The sequence below is a fragment of the Streptomyces sp. 15-116A genome (assembly GCF_025290915.1).
In the GTDB taxonomy this organism is placed as follows: domain Bacteria; phylum Actinomycetota; class Actinomycetes; order Streptomycetales; family Streptomycetaceae; genus Streptomyces.
Genome location: NZ_JAOCQE010000022.1, coordinates 19858 through 45587 on the forward strand (window position 1 = coordinate 19858; position 25730 = coordinate 45587).

Genomic DNA, 25730 nt, shown 5'->3' on the forward strand with positions numbered 1-25730 from the left:
AACAGGCGCGAGGTCAGCCCCCTAGGGGCGCGGGGAACTGCGCGACCAGTCACAAACGGCCCGCACTCGGCAGACCACAGACCCCCAACGGCGATGGCCCGAACTCCACCACGGAGTCCGGGCCATTCTCAGCCAACGGCGCTGTCACACAGTACGGAACGCCAGAACGACGTTGTGCCCACCGAAGCCGAACGAGTCATTGAGGGCAGCGATCCTGCCCTCAACCGGCAGCTTCCGAGCCTCACCGCGCACCACATCCGCATGCGCCTCAGCCTCAGGATCGATGTTCTCCACATTGATCGTCGGCGGAGCCACCCGGTGATACAGCGCGAGCACGGTCGCCACCGACTCGACACCCCCCGCACCACCGAGCAGATGTCCGGTCATCGACTTCGTCGCCGACACCGCCATGTGGTCGGCGTCGTCACCGAACACCTTCCGCAGCGCCTTCAGCTCAGCGATGTCACCCGCCGGCGTAGACGTAGCGTGAGCGTTGACGTGCACGATCTCCGCCGGATCCAGGTCGGTCCGCTCCAGCAGGTTCTGCAGGGCGTGCGAGATGCCCCGCCCCTCCGGCTCCGGCTGCACGATGTCGTGGCTGTCGGCGGAGATACCCTGCCCGACCGCCTCCGCGTACACCCGCGCCCCGCGCTTCGCCGCGTGCTCGGCGGACTCCAGGACGATCACACCGGCGCCCTCGCCGAGGACGAAGCCGTCGCGGGCCACGTCGTACGGACGCGACGCGCCCTGCGGGTCGTCGTTGTTCTTGCTCATCGCCATCATGTTGCCGAACGCGGCGATCGGCAGCGGGTGGATCGCCGCCTCCGTACCACCCGCGACGACGACGTCGGCGCGGCCGGTGCGGATCATCTCGATGGCGTAGCCGATGGCCTCCGCGCCCGACGCGCACGCCGAGACCGGCGTGTGCACGCCCGCGCGGGCGCCCACGAACAGGCCCACGTTGGCCGAGGGGCTGTTCGGCATGAGCATCGGCACGGTGTGCGGGGAGACGCGGCGGACGCCCTTCTCCTTCAGCACGTCGTACTGGTCCAGCAGCGTCGTCACGCCGCCGATGCCGGAGGCGATGACCGCGCCCAGACGGTCGGGGTCGACGTCCGCGCCCTCACCGGCCTTCGCCTCGAAACCGGCGTCGGCCCACGCCTCCTTCGCCGCGACCAGCGCGAACTGCGCCGAGCGGTCCAGGCGGCGGGCCTGCGGCCGGGGGATGACCTCGGTGGGTTCCACGGCCACGGGGGCCGCGATACGGACCGCCTGCTCGGCGGCCCACTCCTGCTCCAGGGGCTTGACGCCGGAACGTCCGGCGACCAGGCCCTCCCAGGTAGAGGCTGCGTCGCCACCCAGCGGTGTGGTTGCGCCGATACCGGTGACGACCACGGTGCGATTGGTCGAGCTCACGGGAATTCTTTCTCCAACGGATACGAGGATTCGTACGGCGCCACCGCCGGGTGGCGGGGCAGTCAGCCCAGAGGCTTGATCGGGTGATCAGGCCTGGTGCTTGAGGATGTAGTCGGTCGCGTCGCCGACGGTCTTGAGGTTCTTGACGTCGTCGTCCGGGATCTTGACGTCGAAGCGCTCTTCGGCGGCGACGACGACCTCGACCATGGACAGCGAGTCGACGTCCAGGTCGTCGGTGAAGGACTTGTCCAGCTGGACGTCCTCAACCGGGATGCCGGCGATCTCGTTCACGATCTCCGCGAGACCGGCGACGATCTCTTCCTGAGTGGCGGCCATGTCGGCGCTCCTTCGTTGTGATTCCAGAGGGTGTGGCGCCCGCCGCGTCAGCGGCAGGTGTTGCGGTGACCGTGCCGAACCGAATGATCCGGCACGGAGTGCCTAGGGGAGGGTAACGACAGTCGCGGCGTAGACGAGACCCGCCCCGAAGCCGATGACGAGCGCGGTGTCGCCGCTCTTCGCCTCGCCGGTCGCCAGGAGCCGCTCCATCGCGAGCGGGATCGAGGCGGCCGAGGTGTTGCCGGTGGTGCGGATGTCACGGGCGACCGTGACGTGCTCCGGCAGTTTGAGGGTCTTCACCATCGAGTCGATGATCCGCACGTTGGCCTGGTGCGGGATGAAGACGTCCAGGTCGTCCGGGGCGATACCGGCCGCGTCCAGCGCCTGCTGGGCGACCTTCGCCATCTCGAACACGGCCCAGCGGAACACCGCCTGGCCCTCCTGCGTGATCGCAGGGAACTTGTCGACCGTGCCGGTGCGGTAGTCCGTCCACGGAACGGTCTGCTTGATGGTGTCGGACTTGTCGCCCTCCGAGCCCCACACGGTCGGGCCGATCGCGGGCTCCTGCGAGGGGCCGACGACGACCGCGCCGGCGCCGTCACCGAACAGGAAGGCCGTCGCCCGGTCCTCCAGGTCGGTCAGGTCGCTCAGCCGCTCCACGCCGATGACGAGGACGTACTCCGCCGAACCCTCGACGATCATGCCCTTGGCGAGGGTGAGGCCGTAGCCGAAGCCCGCGCAGCCCGCCGAGATGTCGAACGCGGCGGCCTTGTCCGTGCCCAGCTTGTCGGCGATCTCGGTGGCGACCGCCGGGGTCTGCTGGAAGTGCGAGACCGTGGAGACGATCACGCCGCCGATCTGCTCGGCGGAGATGCCCGCGTCGGCGAGGGCCTTGCCGGACGCCTCCAGCGACATCGCGGTGACGGTCTCCTCGTCGGACGCCCAGTGCCGGGTCTCGATGCCGGAACGGGAGCGGATCCACTCGTCGGAGGAGTCGATCGTCTCGAGGATCACCTCGTTCGGCACGACCCGGGTGGGCCGGTAGCCGCCCACGCCGAGAATGCGCGCGTACGGGGCGCCCTTGCTGGGCTTGATCTTCGCCATGCGGGTGGGCTCCTTAAGGCGATCAGGCGGCGTGCTCGGCGATGAGCTCGCGGGCCGCGTCGAGGTCGGCGGGGGTCTTCAGGGCCAGCGTCTTCACGCCGGGCAGCGCACGCTTGGCGAGGCCGGTCAGGGTGCCGCCCGGGCAGACCTCGAGCAGCGCGGTGACCCCGAGCTCCTTGAACGTCTCCATGCACAGGTCCCAGCGCACCGGGTTCGCCACCTGGCCGACCAGACGCTGAAGCACCTCGGCGCCGGTCGCGACGGCCTGGCCGTCCTTGTTCGACACGTAGGTGACCTGCGGGTCGCCCGGGGTGAGGTCCGCGGCGGCCTTCGCCAGCGTGTCGACCGCCGGGGCCATGTGGTGCGTGTGGAAGGCACCGGCGACCTTCAGCGCGACGACCTTGCGCACACCCTCGGGCTTGTCCGCCTCCAGCGCGGCCAGCTGCTCCTTGGTGCCGGCCGCGACGATCTGGCCCGCGCCGTTGATGTTCGCCGGGGTCAGGCCCAGCTTCTCCAGATGCGGCACGGTCACCTCGGGGGCGCCGCCGAGCAGCGCCGCCATGCCGGTCTCCGTGATCGCGGCGGCGTCGGCCATGGCCAGACCCCGCTTGCGGACCAGGCTCAGCGCGGACTTGTCGTCCAGGACGCCCGCGAAGGCGGCGGCGGTGATCTCACCGACGCTGTGACCGGCGACGGCGCCCGGGGCGATCTGGGCGATGTCACCGAGTGCCGACGCCGACAGCAGTCCGGCCGCGACCAGCAGCGGCTGGGCGATTGCCGTGTCGCGGATCGCGTCCGCGTCGGCCCGCGTGCCGTAGTGGGCGAGGTCGAGGCCGATGACGTCGGACCACGCGGCGACGCGGTCGGCGGCGCCGGGGAGTTCGAGCCATTCAGTCAGGAAGCCGGGCGTCTGGGCGCCCTGGCCGGGAGCGACGAGTACGAGCACTCTCACACTCTCTCTTGGGGACGGCCGAAGCCGCCCGTGAGGACAAGGACGAAGAACACGAAGGGGTTTTGTGGAGCCCCGACAAAAGACTAGAGCTGGAGATCACCGTCGACCAGACGCCCCAGGATCAGGGCGATGCGCAGTGTGAAGGCAGAGCGTACGTCAGAGGGTGACCAGCCGGTGACGTCAGTCACACGTCGGAGCCGGTAGCGGACGGTGTTGGGGTGAACGAACAGCATCCGCGCGGCGCCCTCCAGGCTGCTCGCCTGCTCCAGATAGACGCTCAGCGTTTCCAGGAGCGCCGCCCCGGCCTCCTCCAGCGGTCTGTAGATCTCCTCCACCAGCTGCTCGCGGGCGCTCGGGTCTCCGGCGATCGCGCGCTCCGGCAGCAGATCGTCCGCCAGCACCGGGCGCGGGGCGTCCTGCCAGGCCGAACACGCTTTCAGGCCCGCGGCGGCGGCCTGCGCGGAGCGGGTCGCGGCCAGCAGATCCGGCACCACCGGGCCCGCCACGACCGGGCCCGGGGCGTACGGCCCGATCAGCGACTTGGCGACGGCCAGCGGATTGTCGCTGCCGCCCGCGATCACCACGAGCCGGTCGCCGAGCACCCCGGTCAGCACCTGGAGCTTGGCGTGCCGGGCGGCCCGCCGGATCGCCTCCACCGTCAGCTCCGAGTCACCGTCGGGTGCCGTGCCCAGCACCACGCACACGTGCTCGGGCGAGTTCCAGCCCAGCGCCGCCGCCCGCGACACGGCCCCCTCGTCGGCCTCACCGCTCAGCACGGCGTTCACGACCAGCGACTCCAGCCGCGCGTCCCAGGCACCCCGTGCCTCGGCGGCCTGCGCGTACACCTGCGCGGTGGCGAAGGCGATCTCCCGCGCGTACACGAGGAGGGCCTCGCGGAGGATGGACTCGTCGCCGGGGGCGGCGACCTCGTCGATGGCCGACTCCATGACCTCGATCGTGGTGCGCACCATCTCCACGGTCTGCCGCAGCGTGATCGCCCGGGTCAGCTCACGCGGCGCGGTGCCGAAGACGTCGGTGGAGATCGCCTGCGGGGCGTCCGGGCGCCGGAACCACTCGGTGAACGCGGCGATGCCCGCCTGGGCGACCAGCCCGATCCAGGAACGGTTCTCCGGTGGCATAGCCCGGTACCAGGGCAGCGTCTCGTCCATCCGCGCGATCGCCTGCGCGGCGAGAGAGCCGGACGACTTCTCCAGCCGCTTCAGCGTCGCGGCATGCGGATGAGCCGGGCGTGCGGCGCCATGAGTCTTGCTGGTTTCGGGTTCGGGCACGGGACAAGACTGCCTTATCGGGACGGCCGAGCGGATAGCAGGGCTGTGCTTGATGGCTCGGTCGCCTCCGGGGGCGCTTTGTGCCGGTGTCGAGACGGCGACCGTGCTCGACCCTTCGGGCCTCCGCGCGCTCACCGTCTCGACACCGGCGCGCCCCCTGCGGCTCCCTCGCGGCCGGCGCCGGGGGACAGCGGGCCTTGGTGGGCCCTTGCCCTATGGCGGTCCGGGCCGGGCCTCGGCGGGGCTACCGTGGGTCGGGTGATGGACGTATGGCGTGGGCGTGAGCGGTATCGGGGCGGGGATGCGGGGGCCGGGATCGAGTCCTGGCACGCGTTTTCCTTCGGGCCCCACTACGACCCGGACAATCTGCGGTTCGGGGCGGTGATCGCCTGCAACGAGGAGCGGCTGGCGCCCGGGGCCGGGTTCGACGAGCATCCGCACAGCCACACCGAGATCGTGACCTGGGTGGTCGAGGGGGAGCTGACCCACCGGGACTCCGCGGGGAACGAGAACGTGGTGCGCGCCGGGGACGTGCAGCGGCTCAGCGCGGCGTCCGGGGTGCGGCACGTGGAGCGCAACGACGGCACCGAGCCACTGACCTTCCTGCAGATGTGGCTGGCCCCGCTGGAGCCCGGCGGGGAGCCCTGCTACGAGGTCGTCCACGGCATCGCGGACTCCACGCCGTACGCCCTCCCCGAGGCCGGCGCCATGCTCCATGTGCGCCGGCTCCGGGCAGGGGAGCGGACCGCCGTACCCGATGCCGCGTACGTGTACGCCCACGTCGTACGGGGTGACATCCGCCTGGACGGCGAGACGCTGAGCGCGGGCGACGCGGCGCGCATCACCGACGCGAAAGACGTCGAGGCGGTCGGCGTGAGCGCTGCCGAGCTCCTGCTCTGGGAGATGCGCGGCTAATCGATCTCGGCCAGCACCGCGTCCGTGAACGGCGGCCACGCCTCGATCGCCCACGGCCCGAAGGCACGGTCCGTCAGCGCCACGCAGGCCGCGCCCGCGTCCGGGTCGATCCACAGGAACGTGCCCGACTGGCCGAAGTGCCCGAAGGTACGCGGGGAGGACGAAGAGCCCGTCCAGTGCGGCGACTTGGAGTCACGGATCTCGAAGCCGAGACCCCAGTCGTTGGGGTTCTGGTGGCCGTAGCCCGGCAGCACGCCCTTCGTGCCCGCGTACTGGACCGTCATCGCCTCCGCGACCGTCCGCGGATCCAGCAGCCGCGGCGCCTGCACCTCCGCCGCGAACCGCAGCAGATCCTCCACCGTCGACACCCCGTCCTTCGCGGGCGAGCCCTCGAGCGACGTCGACGTCATCCCCAGCGGCTCCAGCACCGCCTGCCGCAGATACTCGCCGAACGGGATCTCCGTCGCCTTCGCGACATGATCGCCCAGCTGCTCGAACCCGGCGTTGGAGTACAGCCGGCGCTCACCCGGCGCGGACGTCACCCGGTGCTCGTCGAAGGCGAGCCCCGAGGTGTGCGCGAGCAGATGCCGCACCGTGGAGCCCCGCGGCCCCGCCGGCTCGTCCAGCTCGATCGCGCCCTCCTCGTACGCCACCAGCACCGCGTACGCGGCCAGCGGCTTGGTGACCGAGGCCAGCGGGAAGCGCCGGCCGACAGGCCCGTGGCTGCCCAGGACGGTCCCGTCCGCCCGCACGACACCCGCCGCGGCGGCGGGAACCGGCCAGTTCTCGATCAAGGCAAGACTCTTCAGCGACATGCCGACGAGCCTAAGCGCTCACAGACGCAGCTCCAGCAAAGGGTCGGGCTTGGGCTCGAAGCCCATCGACACGTACAGCGGCTCCGCCGCCGCGGACGCGGTTAGACGCACCCGTCGCACCCCGCGTTCCCGGAACCACTCGAGAAGCGTCTCCATGCAGGCCCGCGCGTACCCCCGCCGCCGGGCGTCCGGATCGGTCGCCACGCTGAAGACGAAACCCGCCGAGCCGTACGGATCGCGGGCGTTCCCGATCCGGTAGTCGACCGTGCCCGCGACCAGCGAGGCCAGCGCCCCCACCCGCTCCGGATGGTCGACCACGAACGCCGCGAAACTCCCGTCCGCCTCCGCGAGCCTGGCCCGCAGTCCCGGCAGCGACTCGCTGTGCCACTGAGTGGACGTGTCCCCCCTCGCCATCGAGTCGAGCATCACCTGACGCAGCCGCAGCACTTCCTCCGCGTCCCCGGGCACCGCACGCCGTACAAGACTCATGCCCCGCACGGTAGCCACCCGGCGTCCGCCGGGTCCTGCCGATTTCTTACCGCCGTCGCTTGCTTGGAGTGCACTCAAGGGATCTAGCGTTGAGGTCATGACGGTGACGGAGACCACGGGTACCAGGACCGACACCTGCGCAGGACCGCCGGAGCGCGGCAGCCGACGGCCGGACGGCGCGGACAAGTACACGATCAGCGAGGTCGCCGCCCTCACCGGGCTCTCGGCGCACACCCTGCGCTGGTACGAGCGCATCGGGCTGATGCCGCACATCGACCGCTCCCACACGGGCCAGCGCCGCTACACCAACCGCGACCTCGACTGGCTCGCGCTCGTCGGCAAGCTCCGCCTGACCGGAATGCCGGTCGCCGACATGGTGCGCTACGCCGAACTGGTGCGCGAGGGCGACCACACGTACGCCGAGCGCTGCGCACTGCTCAAGGCGACCCGCGAGGACGTCCTCGCCCGGATCGCCGAACTCCAGGGCACCCTCGCGGTGCTCGACCACAAGATCAGCATCTACGCGGACGCCGGGCAGCCCCTGGCGTCGGAGAGGTCCCGATGACCGACGGCAGGATCAGCACGGCACGACTCGGCACCGACGGCCCCGAGGTGGGCGTACAGGGCCTCGGCTGCATGGGGATGAGCTTCGCCTACGGCCCCGTGGACACGGACGCCTCCCGCGCGACCCTCGAGCGCGCCCTGGAACTCGGCGTCACCCTCTACGACACGGCCGACATGTACGGCGCGGGCGAGAACGAGCGCTTCCTCTCCCCGTTCTTCAAGGCCCACCGCGACGAACTCCTCATCGCCACCAAGTTCGCCCTGTCCCTCGACCCGGACAACCCGACCCGCCGCGTCATCCGCAACGACGAGCCCTACATCCGCCAGGCCGTCGAGGCGAGCCTGAAGCGCCTCGACGTCGACGTGATCGACCTCTACTACATGCACCGGCGCGACGTGAACGTCCCGATCGAGGAGACCGTCGGGGTGATGGCCGACCTGATCCGCGAGGGCAAGGTCAAGCAACTGGGCCTGAGCGAGGTCACCGCCGACGAACTCCGCGCCGCCCACGCCGTGCACCCCATCGCGGCGGTGCAGTCGGAGTGGTCCCTGTTCAGCCGCGACATCGAGGCGAAGGTCGTCCCGGCCGCCCGCGACCTCGGCGTCACCCTGGTCCCGTACTCCCCCCTGGGCCGGGGCTTCCTGACCGGCTCCTTCACCAACGCCGAGCAGGACCTCACCCCCGACGACTTCCGCCGTCAACAGCCCCGCTACACAGGCGAGAACGCCACGACCAACGCGGCCCTGCTCGCTCCGCTGCGTGAGATCGCCGCATCCCACGGAGCCACTCTCGGCCAGATCGCCCTGGCCTGGGTCCACCACCAGTCCCAGCTCCACAACCTCCCAGTCATCCCCATCCCGGGCACCCGCAAGCCCCAAAGGGTGGAGGAGAACACGGCGGCAACCCACATCAAACTCACGCAGGAGGAACTGGCCCTCCTGGACCCGCTAGCAACAAAGGTCGCAGGCAACCGCTACGCAGACATGCGCTTCACTTCTGCCGGACGCGAGTGAAGAAGTTAGGGGCGCGGGGAACTGCGCGACAAGCCACAACGCACCCGCAGTCACAAACGCACCGAACCCGGCAGACGCTAAAGCTCCGCCAACAACTCCGCCTTCTTAGAAGCAAACTCCTCATCCGTCACCAGCCCCGCCTGATGCAGTTCCCCAAGGTGACGAATCCGTTCGGCAATATCCGCAGGATCACGCCGCACAGCCGCCGCAGGCACAGGCACCGGCTCACACGTCCGCACCGCCGCCAACACAGCCGCAGCAAACGGCAGTGACTCATGCACCGGCCCATACCCCAACCCGAACACCACCGCAGCCGGATCCTGATCGGCCTGCGCCGGCTGCGAGGCCCCCGCATCCCGGCGCAGCAGCCGCAGATGCCCCTCGAACACCTCCGGCGACCGCCACTCCACCCCGCTCAACTCACCCACGGGGAACCGCTGATCGCCCGCCTTCCACTTCGCCGACGACGCCCCCGTCCAGAACCACCGGAAGGACACCGCCGTACCGTCGAACGACGCCTTCCCGTCATACGCCTTGAACTGCAGCGGAGCCTCCGGCGCGGCCACCAGATGGCGTTCCGCGGGCCCGGACTCGGTCAGCGCCGCGCGCAACTCCTCGGCGTAGTACTCCGCGAGCGTCTCGCGCTCGGCCGGCAGCACCAGCCGGTACGGATCGCAGCTCTCCTTCAACTGCCCGGCCGCCGCCTCCATCAGCGGATCCGCGCCGGGCCGTGGCTCCATCCGCAGCACCACCGTGCCGCGCCTGCCCGGGGTGAGGGTCACCCCCTCGACGGCCTCCAGCGGCACACGCCGCTCCCCGAGGGCCGCGAACAGCTTGGGTGTTCGAATGCCCCGTTCGTAGCGGATGAGCACGGAGTCGGACTCGAACTCCCAGGCGGCATGAAATCCGGCCAGTACGTCACCCATGCGGCTCATCGTATGCGGCACGAGCTTCTTCGTCCCCTCCCCGCGCATACCGCAGTTTCTCCGTCTCTACGCGCGTCCGGACGCGGTCGTGGCGGACAAATCCGCACGGCAGCCCCCGTTGTCGTCGGCGCAGGCCACCGCGCGATACGCGCCGACCCCGATCTCGGCGAAGTTCCGCAGGCTGTCGGTGTTCGGGACGAAGTAGCCGCTGTGCCCCTTCGCCTCGCGCGCCGACAGCACCCGCGCCCCGAACCCGGCGGACACCGGATCCGCCCCGTGGCCCAGCCCGCCGACCTCCAGGTACGGCACGTCCTGGACCCAGTCGTCGGCGTCCCGCATCGCCCACACCCGGGCGGAGGTGTTCAGCTGGGCGGCCCGCTCGACGCGCATGCCGGGGCTGCCCGCCACGGCGATGTCGGCGACCCGGCCGGGCAGGTCGCGGGCGGCGAGCCCGCACACCACGGAGCCGTAGCTGTGGCAGAACAGCGAGACCGGTGAAGTACCGGGCAGTCCGCGCAGCATCGCGTTGAGGCGCACCGCGCCGTCCTCCGCGCGCATCGCGGTCGCGGCGTCCATGCCGAGACCGCTGGGCGCGGTGTAGTCGGCCCACGCGATCACGGCCGTACGGGTGCCGGGGTCGGCCTCGCGTTCGGCGGCGTGGAGGGACTTGGCCATGCCGACGGGCGCCGAGTACGCGCGGCGGGTGCGCTGGAAGGTGAGCAGGTCGGTGTCGACGCCGGGGACGACGACCGAGACCCGCTCGGCCTCGCGGAGGCTGCCGAAGACCTCGGCGACCCGGCCGGAGCCGGACGGGTCGAAGGCGAGGATGTGGCGGCCGGGGCTCATCAGCGCCTCCAGCCGGTCGAGCCGGCGGGCCGCCTGCCGCTGCCCGTCCGGGGTGAGGCGCTCGTCGTGGACGCGTTCGCGTTCGACGGCGCGGGCCTGCCCGAGGGCGATGCGGTTGGCGCGGTAGCGCAGCTCGACGGGGGCGCCGTTCATGTTGCCCACGGCGAGCGGGTAGCGGCGGGCGAGGGTGGCGCGCTGTCCTTCGGTGAGGGAGGCGAAGAACCGGGCGAGCCGGGCCGGTGCCGCGTCGGCGTCCGGCAGCCGGTGCCCCGCTATCCGGCCGCGCTCCCAGGCGCTCAGCGATTTCTGCAGCTCGGTGGCCTCGCGATGGTGCCGCATCGCGGTCCAGCCGGTGGTCGCCAGCATCACGAAGACGACGGCGAGCGCGAGCAGCGCGCGCCAGACGTTGAGGGAGGCAGGCCCTAGCGGGGTGGTGTCGAAGGAAGTCACTGGGAGGACACACTAGGAGAACGAGAGGGTCTCGCGTTAACCAAGTGACTGGGATCACGTTTCAGTGTGTCGATACGGGGATCAACTCGTACGCCAGTTCCCCGCGAGAGCCGGACCCACCTGGTCCAGGTACGTCGTCATCAGGTCCCGCATGGCGGCGAGGCTGAAGTCGTCGCCGGTGGACCACAGTCGTTCGGTGACCCGGATCACCCCGCCGAACGCGGCGACCAGGATGCGCGGCCGGGGATCGGCGTCCATGTCGAGCCCTTCGCGCTCGGCGATGATGCGCGCCAGTTCCTCCTCGAGCTCCGTCGCCCGGCGCAGATGGGCGGCGAACAGCGAGGGCGTCGACTCGATCACCCGGTAGACCCGTAGGTGCAGCTCCAGGGGGACGAGCTGTTCGACGGTGGCGTTGATGTCGTCCCAGCTGTCCAGCACCGCCCGGCGCAGCGACTCCAGGGGCGGCTCGCCGGGTGGGCGCCCGCGCACGGCCTCGACGACCTGAGACTCGGCGAGCCGCGGGACGAAGAACGCCACCTCCTCCTTGCTGGCGAAGTAGCGGAAGAAGGTGCGCTGGGAGACGTCGACGGCGGCGGCGATGTCGTCGACGGTCGTCCCCTCGTACCCGCGCGTGGCGAACAGTTCGAGCGCGGCCCGCACCAGGGCGTCCCGGGTGCGCTGTTTCTTGCGCTCCCGCAGATTCGGCCGCGGCAGTCCGCCCACGACGGTCCCGGCCGTCTCCATGGCTCCTCCTCGAACTGTTTCCCCAGTTCAGGCTATACGCGTATGTCGTGTCAGGTACCGACTAGTGAATTGGTTTGTCAACTGTCAGCGGCTGACATTAGCCTCGAACGCATGACTAGTCAGACCACCATCGACAAGACGGGGCCGGGGGACGAAGCACCGGTCGCCCCGTCGGACGCGAGCCCGCGCAAGGGGCTGCGCGGCCACCCCTGGTTCACGCTGATAACCGTCGCCGTGGGGGTCATGATGGTGGCCCTCGACGGCACCATCGTGGCCATCGCGAACCCGGCGATCGGCAAGGACCTGGGCGCCAGCCTGTCCGAGCTCCAGTGGATCACCAACGCGTACTTCCTCGCTCTCGCGGTCTCTCTGATCACCGCGGGCAAGCTCGGTGACCGGTTCGGCCACCGCCAGACCTTCCTCATCGGCGTCGTCGGCTTCGCCGCCGCCTCGGGTGCGATCGGCCTGTCCGACAGCATCGCGCTCGTCGTCGTCTTCCGTGTCTTCCAGGGCCTCTTCGGCGCCCTGCTGATGCCGGCCGCGCTCGGCCTGCTGCGGGCCACCTTCCCGGCCGAGAAGCTCAACATGGCCATCGGCATCTGGGGCATGGTCATCGGCGCCTCCACCGCGGGCGGCCCGATCCTCGGCGGTGTCCTCGTTGAGCACGTGAACTGGCAGTCGGTGTTCTTCATCAACGTGCCGGTCGGCATCCTCGCCGTCGTCCTCGGAGTGTGGATCCTGCTCGACCACCGCGCCGAGAACGCGCCGCGCTCGTTCGACGTCCTGGGCATCGCCCTGTTGTCGGCGGCCATGTTCTGCCTGGTCTGGGCGCTGATCAAGGCCCCCGAGTGGGGCTGGGGCGACGGCAAGACCTGGGCGTTCATCGGCGCCTCGGTCGTCGGCTTCGCGCTCTTCGCCCTCTGGGAGACCAAGGTCAAGGAGCCGCTGATCCCGCTGGCGCTGTTCCGCTCCGTGCCGCTGTCCGCCGGTGTGGTCCTCATGGTCCTCATGGCCATCGCCTTCATGGGCGGCCTGTTCTTCGTCACGTTCTACCTGCAGAACGTGCACGGCATGAGCCCGATCGACGCCGGTCTGCACCTGCTGCCGCTCACCGGCATGATGATCGTCGGCTCCCCGCTGGCAGGCGCGATGATCACCAAGGTGGGCCCGCGTGTCCCGCTGGCGGGCGGCATGGCGCTCACCGCGCTCGCCATGTACGGCATGTCCACCCTGGAGACCGACACCGGCAGCGGCGTGATGTCCCTCTGGTTCGCTGTCCTCGGCCTCGGCCTCGCCCCCGTCATGGTCGGCGCCACCGAGGTCATCGTCGGCAACGCGCCCATGGAGCTCTCCGGTGTCGCCGGCGGACTCCAGCAGGCCGCGATGCAGATCGGCGGCAGCCTCGGTACGGCTGTCCTCGGCGCCGTGATGGCCTCCAAGGTCGACAGCGACCTCGAGGGCAACTGGACGGATGCCGGTCTCCCGCCGCTCACCCCCGAGCAGGCCGGCCAGGCGTCCGAGGCCGTTCAGGTCGGTGCGGCGCCGGTCCCCCCGGGCACCCCCGAGGCGATCGCCACGAAGATCACCGACGTCGCCCACGACACCTTCATCTCCGGCATGAGCCTGGCGTCCCTGGTCGCCGCCGGAGTCGCCGCCGTGGCGGTGCTGGTCGCGTTCCTCACCAAGCGGGGCGCGAACGCGGAGGCCGGCGCGGGCGTCGGCCACATCTGACGGCCCCTCGGGACCGAGTTCGCCTATCAGGGTGAACGAGCGGTGATCCCTTCCTCGTGGAGGGCCCCGCAGGTCACAGTGGGTCAAGTCCTCCGCAGGGCTGGAGGACGACGGCTGCGGCGCGCTGCTGGAGGGGGGCAGCGCGCAAGCAGCACCCTTGCAGCAGCGCTGCCTGAACCTCTCCTGCCGTGCCCGGCGTGAATTCACCGCCGAAGCCGGGGTACCCGCCCTGTCAAGCACCCCGAAAAAACCTCAACCAACCACGGGGAGCAGGGAGTTGATGATGGCGAGCTTCGGACACGGCACGCGCAGGCACCCCCGCTCACGTGGCCGGACGTGGTCACGGACCGGGCCGGATCGCGCGACGCTGGGCATCATCGGACTCGTCTGTGCCGTCGCCGGATTCTTCGTCCTGGGGATCATTCTCGGCCCCGTGGCGATGGTCTGCGGCTGGCTCGCGATGGGCCGCACCTGGGCGGGCTCCCGCCCGGTACCGGCCCTGGTCGCCCTCGTCCTCGGTGCCATCGACACCCTCCTGGCCATCATCTGGCTGGCCGGAGCGGGCACCATGGGCTACGGGATGTTCTGACGCGCGGCCCTCAGCTCGGCCACCTCGGCCCTGAGGGCCCGTACCTCCTCCACCAGCACCTCGATGGCCTCCGTCTGGCGCCGCTCCTCCAGGTCGTCCTTCTCGAAGCGGGCGATGAACCACGCGGCGATGTTCGCGGTCACCACACCGAGCAGCGCGATCCCGGACAGCATCAGCCCGACCGCCAGCACCCGGCCAAGACCCGTCGTCGGGGCGTGGTCGCCGTACCCCACGGTCGTCATCGTGGTGAACGACCACCACACCGCGTCGCCCAGGTTCCGGATGTTCCCGTCTGGTGAGTCCCGCTCCACCGAGAGCACCGCGAGCGAGCCGAACATCAGCAGCCCGACCACCGACCCGGCGACATACGTCGTGAGCCGGATCTGCGAGGCCAGCCGGGCCCGCTGCCCGACCAGCAGCAGCGTGGACACCACCCGCAGCAGCCGCAACGGCTGGATCAACGGCAGCAGCACGGCGACCAGATCCACCCAGTGCGTCCGCACGAACAGCACCCGGTGCTCGGACAACCAGAGCCGCACCAGATAGTCCAGCGCGAACGCCCCCCACACCACCCACTCCACGGCGGTGCACAGCTCCACCACATCGGCGCTGGCATCCGGCTCCACAATCGGCACGGCATAGGCAACGGCAAAGGCGAGAGCGAGACAGAGAAGCGGCCGCTGAGTCCGCCGCTCCCAGCGCACCTGCGCGGTCGTTTCCTTCATGCGGGAATCGTAGGCCGCCTGCAACGCGCCCCTTCAGGGGCGCGGGGAACTGCGCGACCAGCCCCCGAGCCCCCGCAGACGGCTACGCGTCCCCGCCCGCCACCCCCGGATCCGCCGAGGCAACATCCAGCAACTGATACCGATCAATGGCCTGCTTAAGCACAGACCGATCGACCTTCCCCTCCTTCGCCAACTCCGTCAGCACCCCCACCACAATCGACTGCGCGTCAATGTGGAAGAACCGCCGCGCCGCCCCCCGCGTATCCGCGAACCCGAACCCGTCCGCCCCCAGCGACTGATACGCCCCCGGCACCCAGCGCGCGATCTGGTCCGGCACCGCCCGCATCCAGTCGGACACCGCGACCACCGGCCCCTGCGCCCCGCTCAGCTTGCGCGTCACATACGGCACCCGCTGCTCCTCCTCCGGATGCAGCAGGTTGTGCTCCTCGCAGGCCACCGCCTCACGCCGCAGCTCGTTCCAGGAGGTCGCCGACCAGACGTCCGCCTTGACGTCCCACTCCTCGGCGAGGATCTTCTGCGCCTCGATCGCCCACGGCACCGCGACTCCGGAGGCGAGGATCTGCGCCGGGATCGATCCGGACGTGCCCTCGCTGAAGCGGTACAGGCCCTTGAGGATGCCCTCGACGTCGACGTTCTCCGGTTCCGCCGGGTGCTGGATGGGCTCGTTGTAGACGGTCAGGTAGTAGAAGACGTCCTCGCCGTGCGGGTTCTCCTCGTCCGAGCCGTACATCCGGCGCAGCCCGTCCTTCACGATGTGCGCGATCTCGTACCCGAACGCCGGGTCGTACGCGACACAGCCCGGGTTGGTCGACGCCAGCAGCTGCGAGTGGCCGTCCGCGTGCTGGAGCCCCTCGCCGGTCAGCGTCGTACGGCCCGCCGTCGCGCCCAGCACGAAACCGCGCGCCAGCTGGTCGGCCATCTGCCAGAACTGGTCGCCGGTGCGCTGGAAACCGAACATCGAGTAGAAGACGTACACCGGGATCAGCGGCTCGCCGTGCGTCGCGTACGCCGAGCCCGCCGCGATCAGCGACGCCGTGCAGCCGGCCTCGGAGATGCCGTCGTGCAGCATCTGCCCGTTCGGCGCCTCCTTGTAGGCGAGCAGCAGATCGCGGTCCACCGCCTCGTACTGCTGGCCAAGCGGGTTGTAGATCTTCGCGCTCGGGAAGAACGAGTCCATGCCGAACGTGCGGTACTCGTCCGGCGCGATCAGCACGAACCGCTTGCCGATCTCCTTGTCCCGCATGAGGTCCTTCAGCAGCCGGACGAACGCCATGGTCGTGGCGATGGACTGCTGACCGGAGCCCTTCTTCACGGTCGCGTACGTCTTGTCGTCGGGCAGCGCGAGCGGCTTCGACCGCACCACCCGCGTCGGCACGTAACCGCCGAGCGACTTGCGGCGATCGTGCATGTACTGGATCTCCTCGCTGTCGCGCCCCGGGTGGTAGTAGGGCGGCAGTCCGGACTCGAGGTCCTTGTCGGAGATCGGCAGGTGCAGCCGGTCCCGGAAGCGCTTGAGGTCGTCGACCGTCAGCTTCTTCATCTGGTGCGTGGCGTTGCGGCCCTCGAAGTTGGGGCCCAGCGTCCAGCCCTTGATGGTCTTGGCGAGGATGACCGTCGGCTGGCCCTTGTGCTCCACGGCCGCCTTGTACGCCGCGTAGATCTTCTTGTGGTCATGACCGCCGCGGCCCAGGTGCAGGATCTGGTCGTCGGTCATGCCCTCGACCATCGCGCGCAGCCGGTGGTCGTCGCCGAAGAAGTGCTCGCGGATGTACGCGCCGGTCTCGGTGGCGTACGTCTGGAACTGGCCGTCCGGCGTGATGTTCATCTTGTTGACCAGGATCCCGTCCCGGTCCTGCGCGAGCAGCGGGTCCCAGGTGCGGTCCCAGATCAGCTTGATCACGTTCCAGCCGGCGCCCCGGAAGACCGACTCCAGCTCCTGGATGATCTTCCCGTTGCCGCGCACCGGGCCGTCGAGGCGCTGCAGGTTGCAGTTGACGACGAAGGTCAGGTTGTCCAGGCCCTCGCGCGCGGCGAGGGTGAGCTGGCCGAGCGACTCCGGCTCGTCCATCTCGCCGTCGCCGAGGAACGCCCACACATGCGACTTGGAGGTGTCGGCGATCCCGCGCGCGTGCATGTAGCGGTTCATCCGCGCCTGGTAGATCGCGCCGATCGGGCCGAGGCCCATCGACACGGTCGGGAACTCCCAGAAGTCCGGCATCAGCCGCGGGTGCGGATACGACGACAGCCCGTACGGCGCCTTCGACTTCTCCTGGCGGAAGCCGTCCAGGTGCTGCTCGCTGAGCCGGTCCAGCAGATACGCGCGAGCGTAGATGCCGGGGGAGGCGTGCCCCTGGAAGAAGACCTGGTCGCCGCCGTCGCCCTCGTCCTTGCCGCGGAAGAAGTGGTTGAAGCCCACGTCGTACAGCGAGGCGGAGGACGCGAACGTGGCGATGTGGCCGCCGACGCCGATGCCGGGGCGCTGGGCCCTGGACACCATCACCGCCGCGTTCCAGCGCGTGGCGTTGAGGATCTTGCGCTCGATCTCCTCGTTGCCCGGGAAGAACGGCTCCGCGCGGGTGGGGATCGTGTTGACGTAGTCCGTGCTGCGCATCTCGGGCACGGCCACGCGCTTCTCGCGGGCCCGCTCGATCAGCCGCAGCATCAGATAGCGGGCCCGCTCCCGGCCGCGCTCGTCGACGGCGGCGTCGAGGGAGTCGAGCCACTCCTGCGTCTCCTCGGGGTCGAAGTCAGGAACCTGACTCGGAAGGCCGCCAATGATGATCGGGTTGCGATCGGATGCGGAAGCCACGCTGTTCCTTACCTGTCAGAGGGCCGAAGGACGGCCGCTGCTTCGCTGTTGTCGCCGGACGGGCCGGGTCTGCGCCGCTCCCATGGTCCACCTCGGGGCCGTAAACGTCATCTCTACTGCGAGGTAACCCGCGGTGCGAGCGGGCGGGGAGCGGTGTGGGAACGTAAGGGGCGAACTCATTCGAGTCTCGTACCCACAGACGGTTCCCAAACGCCCAAACGGGGCACAAAGGTGTGGTGTATGTCACCGCGGGCCATGATGGTGTGCCTGGAGTTGCGGTGACCCGGCCCCAAACGTCACCGTTTCGGCGGTCTGGACGGCCGGGTACTTGCGCGATCCGTCCCGCCCGTGTGGACTACGGCCAATGCTTCGCGCACGCGCGTGGCTGAGTTATTCCCAAGACATGATCAGGAGGCAACCCGTGAGCGCGACCGCGGACCACGCGGAGGAGCGGACGAACCCTGCCGCCAGGCTGGGGTTCCAGCCCGGGCAGGTGGTCCAGGAGATCGGCTACGACGACGACGTCGACCAGGAGCTCCGCGAGGCCATTGAGGGCGTCATCGAGAGCGACCTCGTCGACGAGGACTACGACGACGTGGCCGACGCCGTTGTGCTGTGGTTCCGCGACGACGACGGCGACCTGACGGATGCGCTGGTGGATGCCACCACGTACATCGAAGAGGGCGGCGCGATCCTGCTCCTCACGCCGAAGACCGGCCGTGCGGGGTACGTGGAGCCGAGCGACATCTCGGAAGCCGCCACCACGGCGGGCCTGACGGCGTCCAAGAGCGTCAGCGTCGGCAAGGACTGGAGCGGCAGCAGGCTGGCCACGCCGAAGGCGGCCAAGTCGAAGCGGTGACCGTTCCTCACACGTGACGACCGGACGGGCTGATCTTCATCAGCCCGTCCGGCGGCTTTTCCTTCCCGCTGCGTAAGGTGGTCATCGTCCGTACGGCCCACCGAAGGGGATGAACACGACGATGGCGATCCAGGTCGGCGAAAAGGCTCCCGACTTCGAGCTGAAGGACAACCACGGCGCGACCGTGAAGCTGTCCGACTTCCGCGGGCAGAAGAACGTGGTCCTGCTCTTCTACCCCTTCGCCTTCACCGGCGTGTGCACCGGCGAGCTGTGCGAGCTGCGCGACAACCTGCCGCAGTTCTCCGACCGCGACACCCAGCTCCTCGCGGTCTCCAACGACTCCATCCACACCCTGCGCGTCTTCGCCGAGCAGGAGAACCTCGAGTACCCGCTGCTGTCGGACTTCTGGCCGCACGGCAACGTCTCGCGCGCCTACGGCGTCTTCGACGAGGACAAGGGGTGCGCCGTGCGCGGCACCTTCATCATCGACAAGGAGGGCGTCGTGCGCTGGACGGTCGTCAACGGCCTGCCGGACGCCCGCGACCTCACCGAGTACGTCAAGGCGCTCGACACCCTGTAATTCTTCGGCCTGCGGGCCTGCGGGGGCCGGGAACCCCTCACTAGGATCGACTCGTTGATCCGACATCGAACGCACTACGGGGCTTCCCGCCCCTGGACACCAATGGAGGACTCGTGGGAGTCAGCCTCAGCAAGGGCGGCAACGTATCGCTGACCAAGGAGGCGCCGGGCCTGACGGCGGTCATCGTCGGACTGGGGTGGGACGTCCGCACCACGACCGGCACCGACTTCGACCTGGACGCCAGCGCGCTGCTGCTGAACAACTCGGGCAAGGTCGCCAGCGACCAGCACTTCATCTTCTTCAACAACCTCAAGAGCCCGGACGGCTCCGTGGAGCACACCGGTGACAACCTCACCGGTGAGGGCGAGGGCGACGACGAGCAGATCAAGGTCAACCTCGCCACGGTCCCGGCGGACGTCGAGAAGATCGTCTTCCCGGTCTCCATCTACGACGCCGAGAACCGCCAGCAGTCCTTCGGCCAGGTGCGCAACGCGTTCATCCGCGTCGTCAACCAGGCCGGCGGGGCCGAGATCGCCCGTTACGACCTCTCGGAGGACGCCTCCACCGAGACCGCGATGGTCTTCGGCGAGCTGTACCGGCACGGCGCGGAGTGGAAGTTCCGCGCCATCGGCCAGGGCTACGCCTCGGGCCTGCGCGGCATCGCGCAGGACTTCGGTGTGAACGTCTGAGGCCATAGCCTCGCAACGTCCGGCGCCGCACGGTTTACGTGCGGCGCCGGACGCGCAGGACCACCTGAGAAAGCAACCCGGGGAGGGACCAGCATGGGCGTCACGCTCGCCAAGGGAGGCAATGTCTCCTTGTCCAAGGCCGCACCCAACCTCACGCAGGTGATGGTCGGGCTCGGCTGGGACGCGCGCTCCACCACCGGAGCCCCCTTCGACCTCGACGCCAGCGCCCTGATGTGCAGCGGCGGCCGGGTCATGGGGGACGAGTGGTTCATCTTCTACAACCAGCTCAAGAGCCCGGACGGCTCGGTGGAGCACACCGGTGACAACCTCACCGGCGAAGGCGACGGCGACGACGAGTCCCTGCTGGTGAACCTGCCCAAGGTGCCGCCGCAGTGCGACAAGATCGTCTTCCCGGTCTCCATCCACATGGCCGACGAGCGCGGCCAGACCTTCGGCCAGGTCAGCAATGCGTTCATCCGCGTCGTCAACCAGGCCGACGGCCAGGAACTCGCCCGCTACGACCTGAGCGAGGACGCCTCCACGGAGACCGCGATGATCTTCGGCGAGCTCTACCGCTACCAGGGCGAGTGGAAGTTCCGTGCGGTGGGACAGGGGTACGCGTCGGGGCTGCGCGGCATCGCTCTAGACTTCGGAGTCAACGTTTCGTAAAGCCGAGTACGGCAGCGGGGGAGACCCGTGCTTACACGATGGGGTAGCCAGTGGTTCTGAAAACCTTCGGCTGGTCGTTCGCGGTCACCGCGCTCGGCCTGGTCGCGGCGGTTCTCTTCGGGGGGTGGACCGCCTTCGGCATCGTGGCGATCCTCTCCATCCTGGAGATCTCGCTGTCCTTCGACAACGCGGTGGTCAACGCCGGAATCCTGAAGAAGATGAATGCCTTCTGGCAGAAGATCTTCCTCACCATCGGCATCCTGATCGCCGTCTTCGGTATGCGGCTGATCTTCCCCGTCGTCATCGTCGCGGTCAGCGCGCAGCTCGGCCCGATCGAGGCCGTCGACCTCGCGCTCAGCGACAAGGACCGCTACCAGGAACTCGTCACCGACGCCCACCCGTCGATCGCCGCGTTCGGTGGCATGTTCCTGCTGATGATCTTCCTCGACTTCATCTTCGAGGACCGCGACATCAAGTGGCTCGGCTGGCTGGAGCGCCCGCTGGCCAAGCTCGGCAAGATCGACATGCTGTCGGTCTGCATCGCGCTGATCGTGCTGCTGATCTCCGCGACGTTCTTCGGCGCCCACGCCCACCAGCACGGCGGCGCCCACGCCGACAAGACCGAGACGGTCTTCCTGTCCGGCATCGCCGGCCTGATCACCTACATGATCGTGGGCGGTCTGTCCGGCTTCTTCGAGGACAAGCTCGAAGAGGAGGAGGAACGCGAGCACGAGGAGGAGGAGAAGGCCACGCGCGAGGGCAAGCCCAAGTCGGCGATCGCCCTGGCCGGCAAGGCCGCGTTCTTCATGTTCCTCTACCTGGAGGTCCTGGACGCGTCGTTCTCCTTCGACGGCGTGATCGGCGCCTTCGCCATCACCAACGACATCGTCCTGATGGCCCTCGGCCTCGGCATCGGCGCCATGTACGTCCGGTCGCTCACCGTGTACCTGGTCCGCCAGGGCACCCTCGACGACTACGTCTACCTGGAGCACGGCGCGCACTACGCGATCGGCGCCCTGGCGATGATCCTGCTCGTCACCATCCAGTACGAGATCAACGAGATTGTCACCGGCCTCATCGGCGTCGTCCTGATCGGCTGGTCCTTCTGGTCCTCCGTGCGCCGCAACAAGGCGCTCGCGGCGGCCGAGGGAAACGCGGACACGAAGACTGAGGTCTCCTCCGGGGTGTGACAGCCTCCCGGGTGAGGAACGCTCTGGGCGGGGTTCGACAAGCGGACTGGGGGCGGGAATGGGCTTGCTGGACGGGCTGTGGCGCGGACGAGGGACGGACTTCGACTCGGGCAACGCGGCCACCAACGCCATCGAACTGACCAAACGGCACAGTCAGGTCTCCCTGACGAAACAGGGCGCGGCCACCGGCCATCTGCGCATCAACCTCAGCTGGCGGATGCGCACGTCCGACCTCGGCGGCTCCCAGCGCGAGAGTCTGCTGCGGCATCCCTTCAAGGCGCTCAAGCCTCCGGAGGTCGTCGGGCACAGCCAGAGCATGGTCAACGTCGACCTCGACCTCGGCTGCCTGTACGAGCTCCAGGACGGCAAGAAGGGCGTCGTCCAGCCGCTGGGCGGCTTCCTCGGCGACGTCAACGCACCGCCGTACGTCAAACTCAGCGGCGACGACCGCTTCGGCTCGGCGTCCGGCGAGACGATCTACGTCAACCTCGACCAGCGCGAGAACATCAAACGCCTGCTGGTCTTCGCCTACATCTACGACCAGACCCCGGCGTTCGACCGCACCCACGCGGTCGTCACCCTCTACCCCAGCAACGGCCCCCGCATCGAGATCGGCCTCGACGAACGCCAGCCGCAGGCGCGGTCCTGTGCGGTCGTGATGATCGAGAACGTGAAGAACGAGATCATCGTCCGCAGGGAGGTCAAGTTCGTCTACGGCTTCCAGGCCGAGATAGACCGCCTGTACGGGTGGGGCTTGCAGTGGGGCCGGGGCTTCAAAACAAAGGTGCAGAGATAGTCCCTAAGGGGCGCGGGGAACTGCGCGACCAGCCACGACGCAGCCGCACCCGCACGACCACATGGCGCCCCGAGCTGCTAGGCGCCCACCGCGCAGTTCCCCGCGCCCCTGAGATAGCTCATCGTCCGATGAATTGCGGCCCTTGGGGCGGTAGGCGGAAGTCCGGGTCCGGGGTGGCGGCGGCAGCCGGAGGGTAGCCGTAGGCGGGGCTGGTCGGCTGGGGGTAGCCGTACGCCGGTTGCGTCGAGGGGGGCTGCTGGGGGTAGCCGTACGCCGGCGGGGGCGGTACCTCCGGCGGCAGCGGCGCGGCCACCTGCACCTGGGTCGGCGGTTCGGCAACCGGCGCTTCAGGCGCCGCAGGCTCCGCCTCCGACTCGTCCACCGAGATGCCGAAGTCCGTTGCCAGGCCCTTCAGTCCGTTGGAGTAGCCCTCGCCCAGCGCGCGGAACTTCCAGCCCTTCCCGCGCCGGTACAGTTCGCCGCAGATCAGCGCGGTCTCCTGCCCCGTCTCCGGCTTGACGTCGAAGTACGCCAGCGGCTCCCCCTCCGTGTCCTGCGCGTCGTACAGCAGGATGCGCAACGCCCGTACGCGGTCGAAGGTGACGCCGTCCGCCGACGCGACCAGCAGAATCCGGCCGACGCCGGACTCGACACCGGCGAGGTCTGTCTGGATCGTGTCGGTGAGGCCCTCGGCAACCCGCTTCTTGCCGAGCCGCCAGACCTTCCCCGACGGATGCCGGGGCTGGTTGTAGAAGACGAAATCCTCGTCGGATCGCACACGACCGTCGGGGCCGAGGAGCAGCGCGGAGGCGTCGACGTCCGGCACCCCTTGACCGGGCGACCAGCGCAGCACAGCACGTACCGTGGTGACCTCGAGCGGGACGTTGGACCCCTTCAGCATCGCGTGCGTCATGCGGTCATCCTGCCTTCTCCGTCCTGGTCACGACAATGCGGGGTAGGCGGTGGACACGGCGGGGTTACGTGAAGTTCATGCCCGCTGGGAACCCCGGACATCGATCTCTACGTACTATTACCGGCCACCTTCCGACACTTCACACGGGGAGTTCAATGCGTCATTTCGGGCACATCGCCCCTGAGGTGCGGAAACGTCTCTTCTTCCAGGAGCCCGGGGTCTTCACGCCGGACTCGCCCGCCCGGCTGCTCTCCGCGGCCCTCGGCGCGACCCTCTACAGCCCCGCGACCCGCCCCCGCCTCGCCGACGACATCGTCAAGCAGGCCGGACGGGGTGTGGTCTCGATGGTGCTGTGCCTGGAGGACTCCATCGACGACGCGGACGTGTGCGCCGGCGAGGAGAACCTCGTCCGCCAGTTCGCCGACCTCGCCGGGCGGCCCGACGCGGACCTGCCGCTGCTGTTCATCCGCGTGCGCACCCCCGAGCAGATCGCCGACCTCGTACGGCGCCTCGGCGCGGCCGTCCGGCTGCTGTCCGGATTCGTGCTGCCGAAGTTCACCGAGGAACGCGGCATGCCGTTCCTGGAGGCCCTCGCCGTCGCCGAGGCGGCCGCCGGACGCCGGCTGTTCGCCATGCCGGTCCTGGAGTCCCCCGAGCTGCTCTACCGCGAGTCACGCGTGGAGACCCTGGAGGGCATCGCCCGCGCGGTCGGCAAGTACCGCGACCGGGTCCTCGCGCTGCGCCTCGGCGTGACCGATTTCTGCTCCTCCTACGGGCTGCGCCGCGGCCCCGACATGACCGCCTACGACATCCAGATCGTCGCCTCCGTCATCGCCGACGTGGTCAACATGCTGGCCCGCGCCGACGGCAGCGGCTTCACCGTGACCGGGCCCGTGTGGGAGTACTTCCGCGTCCAGGAGCGCATGTTCAAACCCCAGCTGCGGCAGAGCCCCTTCCTGGAGCTCCAGGCCGTCGAACTGCGCCAGAAGCTGATCGAACACGCCATGGACGGCCTGCTGCGCGAGATCTCCCTCGACCAGGCCAACGGCCTGCTCGGCAAGACCTGCATTCACCCCTCCCACGTGCTGCCCGTGCACGCGCTGTCCGTCGTCAGCCACGAGGAGTTCACTGACGCCCAGGACATCCTGCGGCCGGAACGCGGCGGTGGGGGTGTACTGAGATCGGCGTACACGAACAAGATGAACGAGGTGAAGCCGCACCGCGCCTGGGCGGAGCGGACCCTGCTGCGCGCGGAGGTCTTCGGCGTGGCCAACGAGGACATCGGCTTCGTGGAGCTGCTCGCGGCCGGGCTGGCGCAGTGACGCGGACAATGACAGAGAAGACCGAGAAGGCTGAGCAAGCACTGTGAACGAGGGGGTGCACCGCGGGGTGCGTCGGGAAACGCGGGCCGGAGACGTCTGGTCCGGCAGCTGGGTCACCGAGCGGCTCGGAGTCGAGCTGGTCGGGGACGAGAACCTGACCGAGCTGCTGGGACTGGCGCTGCGCCGCAACCCCAAGCGGGCGCATCTGCTGGTGTCCAACGTCCTCGGCAAGCACGTACCCCAGTCGCCGTCCGTGGTCTACGGCCACGGCGTGCGCCTCGGCCGCCGGGTGCGCGAGCTTTTGGGCGACGAGGCGCGGCGGGCCGTGGTCCTCGGCTACGCGGAGACCGCGACGGGGCTCGGCCACTCGGTCGCCGACGGCCTGGCCGTCGCCCCCTACCTCCACTCCACCCGCCGCCCCGTCCCCGGCGTCGACCCGGCGGGCGGCTTCGAGGAGTCCCACTCCCACGCGACGTCCCATCTGCTGCTGCCGGAGGATCCTGGGCTGCTGGCGGGTGAGGGGCCGCTGGTCCTGGTCGACGACGAGTTCTCGACGGGGAACACGGTGCTCAACACCGTGCGCGATCTTCATGAGCGGTATCCGCGGCGGTGGTATGTCGTGGTCGCTCTGGTGGACATGCGGTCGGCTGCGGATGCGGGTCGCTTGCGCGAGTTCGCCCGGGAGATCGGTGCGCGGGTGGATCTCGTGGCGGCGGCTTCGGGGACGGTGCGGCTGCCTGAGGGGGTGCTGGAGAAGGGGCAGGCGTTGGTGGCGCGGTACGAGGAAGAGAGTGCCGGGTCCGGTGCTTCGTCGTCTGCGGCGCCGTCGTGGCCGGTCGCGCAGTTCCCCGCGCCCCTGGGTAAGTCCTCCGAGCGTCGGCAGCGTAGTCCCCTAGGGGCGCGGGGAACTGCGCGATCAGCCCCCACCCAGCCGCAGTCGCCACCCCACCGCACCACTCCCATCGATCTGCGCTGGC

26 protein-coding genes are annotated in these 25730 nt (G+C 69.5%); 13 read left to right on the forward strand and 13 right to left on the reverse strand.

The features are described from left to right. Positions 1-144 precede the first annotated feature (144 nt). From fabF to fasR, 5 genes are all read right to left on the reverse strand, one after another. The gene (gene fabF / locus N4P33_RS06850; RefSeq protein WP_260825385.1) at positions 145-1416 is read right to left on the reverse strand and encodes a beta-ketoacyl-ACP synthase II; all 1272 of its coding nucleotides are present in this window, start codon (positions 1414-1416) and stop codon (positions 145-147) included. An 87-nt stretch (positions 1417-1503) separates the two neighbouring features. Continuing rightward, positions 1504-1752: an acyl carrier protein gene (locus N4P33_RS06855; protein WP_004931691.1), complete on the reverse strand. Its 249-nt coding sequence runs from the start codon at positions 1750-1752 to the stop codon at positions 1504-1506. Positions 1753-1854: 102 nt separating this feature from the next. Continuing rightward, positions 1855-2856: a ketoacyl-ACP synthase III gene (locus N4P33_RS06860; protein ID WP_260825390.1), complete on the reverse strand. Its 1002-nt coding sequence runs from the start codon at positions 2854-2856 to the stop codon at positions 1855-1857. Between the two features lie 22 nt (positions 2857-2878). Next, on the reverse strand, positions 2879-3802 hold the full coding sequence (locus tag N4P33_RS06865) for an ACP S-malonyltransferase (protein ID WP_260825391.1): 924 nt from the start codon (positions 3800-3802) through the stop codon (positions 2879-2881). Between the two features lie 89 nt (positions 3803-3891). Further along, on the reverse strand, positions 3892-5097 hold the full coding sequence (gene fasR / locus N4P33_RS06870) for a fatty acid biosynthesis transcriptional regulator FasR (protein WP_260825393.1): 1206 nt from the start codon (positions 5095-5097) through the stop codon (positions 3892-3894). 261 nt (positions 5098-5358) lie between these two features. On the opposite strand from fasR, the gene N4P33_RS06875 reads away from it, so the two are divergent. Further along, positions 5359-6012: a pirin family protein gene (locus N4P33_RS06875; protein ID WP_260825395.1), complete on the forward strand. Its 654-nt coding sequence runs from the start codon at positions 5359-5361 to the stop codon at positions 6010-6012. On the opposite strand, the gene N4P33_RS06880 is transcribed toward N4P33_RS06875, so the two are convergent. Next, a complete protein-coding gene (locus N4P33_RS06880) occupies positions 6009-6827 on the reverse strand; it encodes a serine hydrolase (protein ID WP_260825397.1) in 819 nt (272 codons plus the stop codon). The genes N4P33_RS06875 and N4P33_RS06880 overlap by 4 nt on opposite strands. An 18-nt stretch (positions 6828-6845) precedes the next feature. Continuing rightward, positions 6846-7316, reverse strand: coding sequence for a GNAT family N-acetyltransferase (locus tag N4P33_RS06885; protein ID WP_260825399.1), 471 nt, complete (start codon positions 7314-7316; stop codon positions 6846-6848). Between the two features lie 97 nt (positions 7317-7413). On the opposite strand from N4P33_RS06885, the gene N4P33_RS06890 reads away from it, so the two are divergent. Both N4P33_RS06890 and N4P33_RS06895 read left to right on the forward strand, forming a co-directional pair. Next, the gene (locus N4P33_RS06890; protein WP_260825400.1) at positions 7414-7881 is read left to right on the forward strand and encodes a MerR family transcriptional regulator; all 468 of its coding nucleotides are present in this window, start codon (positions 7414-7416) and stop codon (positions 7879-7881) included. Continuing rightward, complete coding sequence (locus N4P33_RS06895) at positions 7878-8894, forward strand: aldo/keto reductase (protein ID WP_260825401.1); 1017 nt, start codon at positions 7878-7880, stop codon at positions 8892-8894. Before N4P33_RS06890 ends, N4P33_RS06895 begins: the two co-directional genes overlap by 4 nt. 77 nt (positions 8895-8971) lie before the next feature. Here N4P33_RS06895 and N4P33_RS06900 read toward each other — a convergent pair whose 3' ends face one another. The 3 genes from N4P33_RS06900 to N4P33_RS06910 all read right to left on the reverse strand — a co-directional run bounded on the left by N4P33_RS06900 (position 8972) and on the right by N4P33_RS06910 (position 11860). Further along, positions 8972-9820 (reverse strand): DUF4429 domain-containing protein, encoded by an 849-nt coding sequence (locus N4P33_RS06900; protein ID WP_260825402.1) that lies wholly within the window; start codon positions 9818-9820, stop codon positions 8972-8974. A 66-nt stretch (positions 9821-9886) separates the two neighbouring features. Continuing rightward, complete coding sequence (locus tag N4P33_RS06905; RefSeq protein WP_260825403.1) at positions 9887-11116, reverse strand: alpha/beta hydrolase family protein; 1230 nt, start codon at positions 11114-11116, stop codon at positions 9887-9889. Positions 11117-11197: 81 nt separating this feature from the next. Next, positions 11198-11860: a TetR family transcriptional regulator gene (locus tag N4P33_RS06910; RefSeq protein WP_260825405.1), complete on the reverse strand. Its 663-nt coding sequence runs from the start codon at positions 11858-11860 to the stop codon at positions 11198-11200. 111 nt (positions 11861-11971) lie between these two features. Between N4P33_RS06910 and N4P33_RS06915 the strand changes: the two genes are divergently transcribed. Together N4P33_RS06915 and N4P33_RS06920 are read left to right on the forward strand one after the other, a co-directional pair. After that, positions 11972-13591, forward strand: coding sequence for an MFS transporter (locus tag N4P33_RS06915; protein WP_260825407.1), 1620 nt, complete (start codon positions 11972-11974; stop codon positions 13589-13591). Positions 13592-13871: 280 nt separating this feature from the next. Further along, on the forward strand, positions 13872-14180 hold the full coding sequence (locus N4P33_RS06920; RefSeq protein ID WP_260825408.1) for a small hydrophobic protein: 309 nt from the start codon (positions 13872-13874) through the stop codon (positions 14178-14180). Here the strand turns inward: N4P33_RS06920 and N4P33_RS06925 are convergent. Continuing rightward, positions 14165-14905, reverse strand: coding sequence for a potassium channel family protein (locus N4P33_RS06925; RefSeq protein ID WP_260825409.1), 741 nt, complete (start codon positions 14903-14905; stop codon positions 14165-14167). The genes N4P33_RS06920 and N4P33_RS06925 overlap by 16 nt on opposite strands. 82 nt (positions 14906-14987) lie before the next feature. Then, positions 14988-17735 (reverse strand): pyruvate dehydrogenase (acetyl-transferring), homodimeric type, encoded by a 2748-nt coding sequence (gene aceE, locus N4P33_RS06930; RefSeq protein WP_260825410.1) that lies wholly within the window; start codon positions 17733-17735, stop codon positions 14988-14990. Between the two features lie 421 nt (positions 17736-18156). Between aceE and N4P33_RS06935 the strand changes: the two genes are divergently transcribed. The 6 genes from N4P33_RS06935 to N4P33_RS06960 all read left to right on the forward strand — a co-directional run bounded on the left by N4P33_RS06935 (position 18157) and on the right by N4P33_RS06960 (position 22518). Continuing rightward, positions 18157-18594 (forward strand): DUF3052 domain-containing protein, encoded by a 438-nt coding sequence (locus tag N4P33_RS06935; RefSeq protein ID WP_016826463.1) that lies wholly within the window; start codon positions 18157-18159, stop codon positions 18592-18594. Positions 18595-18715: 121 nt separating this feature from the next. Next, a complete protein-coding gene (locus tag N4P33_RS06940) occupies positions 18716-19174 on the forward strand; it encodes a peroxiredoxin (RefSeq protein ID WP_260825418.1) in 459 nt (152 codons plus the stop codon). 113 nt (positions 19175-19287) lie between these two features. Then, positions 19288-19863, forward strand: coding sequence for a calcium homeostasis/redox stress adaptation protein (locus N4P33_RS06945; protein WP_159532298.1), 576 nt, complete (start codon positions 19288-19290; stop codon positions 19861-19863). 93 nt (positions 19864-19956) lie between these two features. Further along, a complete protein-coding gene (locus N4P33_RS06950) occupies positions 19957-20532 on the forward strand; it encodes a TerD family protein (RefSeq protein WP_260825412.1) in 576 nt (191 codons plus the stop codon). Positions 20533-20582: 50 nt separating this feature from the next. Further along, positions 20583-21722, forward strand: coding sequence for a DUF475 domain-containing protein (locus tag N4P33_RS06955; protein ID WP_260825413.1), 1140 nt, complete (start codon positions 20583-20585; stop codon positions 21720-21722). 58 nt (positions 21723-21780) lie between these two features. Then, positions 21781-22518 carry a Tellurium resistance gene (locus N4P33_RS06960; RefSeq protein ID WP_260825414.1) on the forward strand — a complete coding sequence of 246 codons (738 nt, stop codon included), beginning with the start codon at positions 21781-21783 and terminating at the stop codon, positions 22516-22518. A gap of 118 nt (positions 22519-22636) precedes the next feature. Here the strand turns inward: N4P33_RS06960 and N4P33_RS06965 are convergent, their stop codons facing one another. Further along, positions 22637-23431, reverse strand: coding sequence for a TerD family protein (locus N4P33_RS06965; protein WP_260825415.1), 795 nt, complete (start codon positions 23429-23431; stop codon positions 22637-22639). A 155-nt stretch (positions 23432-23586) separates the two neighbouring features. Here N4P33_RS06965 and N4P33_RS06970 point away from each other — a divergent pair, with 155 nt between their 5' ends. Both N4P33_RS06970 and N4P33_RS06975 read left to right on the forward strand, forming a co-directional pair. After that, positions 23587-24753, forward strand: a complete 1167-nt coding sequence (locus N4P33_RS06970; RefSeq protein ID WP_260825416.1) for an HpcH/HpaI aldolase/citrate lyase family protein — start codon at positions 23587-23589, stop codon at positions 24751-24753. A 43-nt stretch (positions 24754-24796) separates the two neighbouring features. Next, a partial coding sequence (locus N4P33_RS06975) for a phosphoribosyltransferase domain-containing protein (RefSeq protein WP_399028846.1) occupies positions 24797-25730 on the forward strand: 934 nt, incomplete at its 3' end.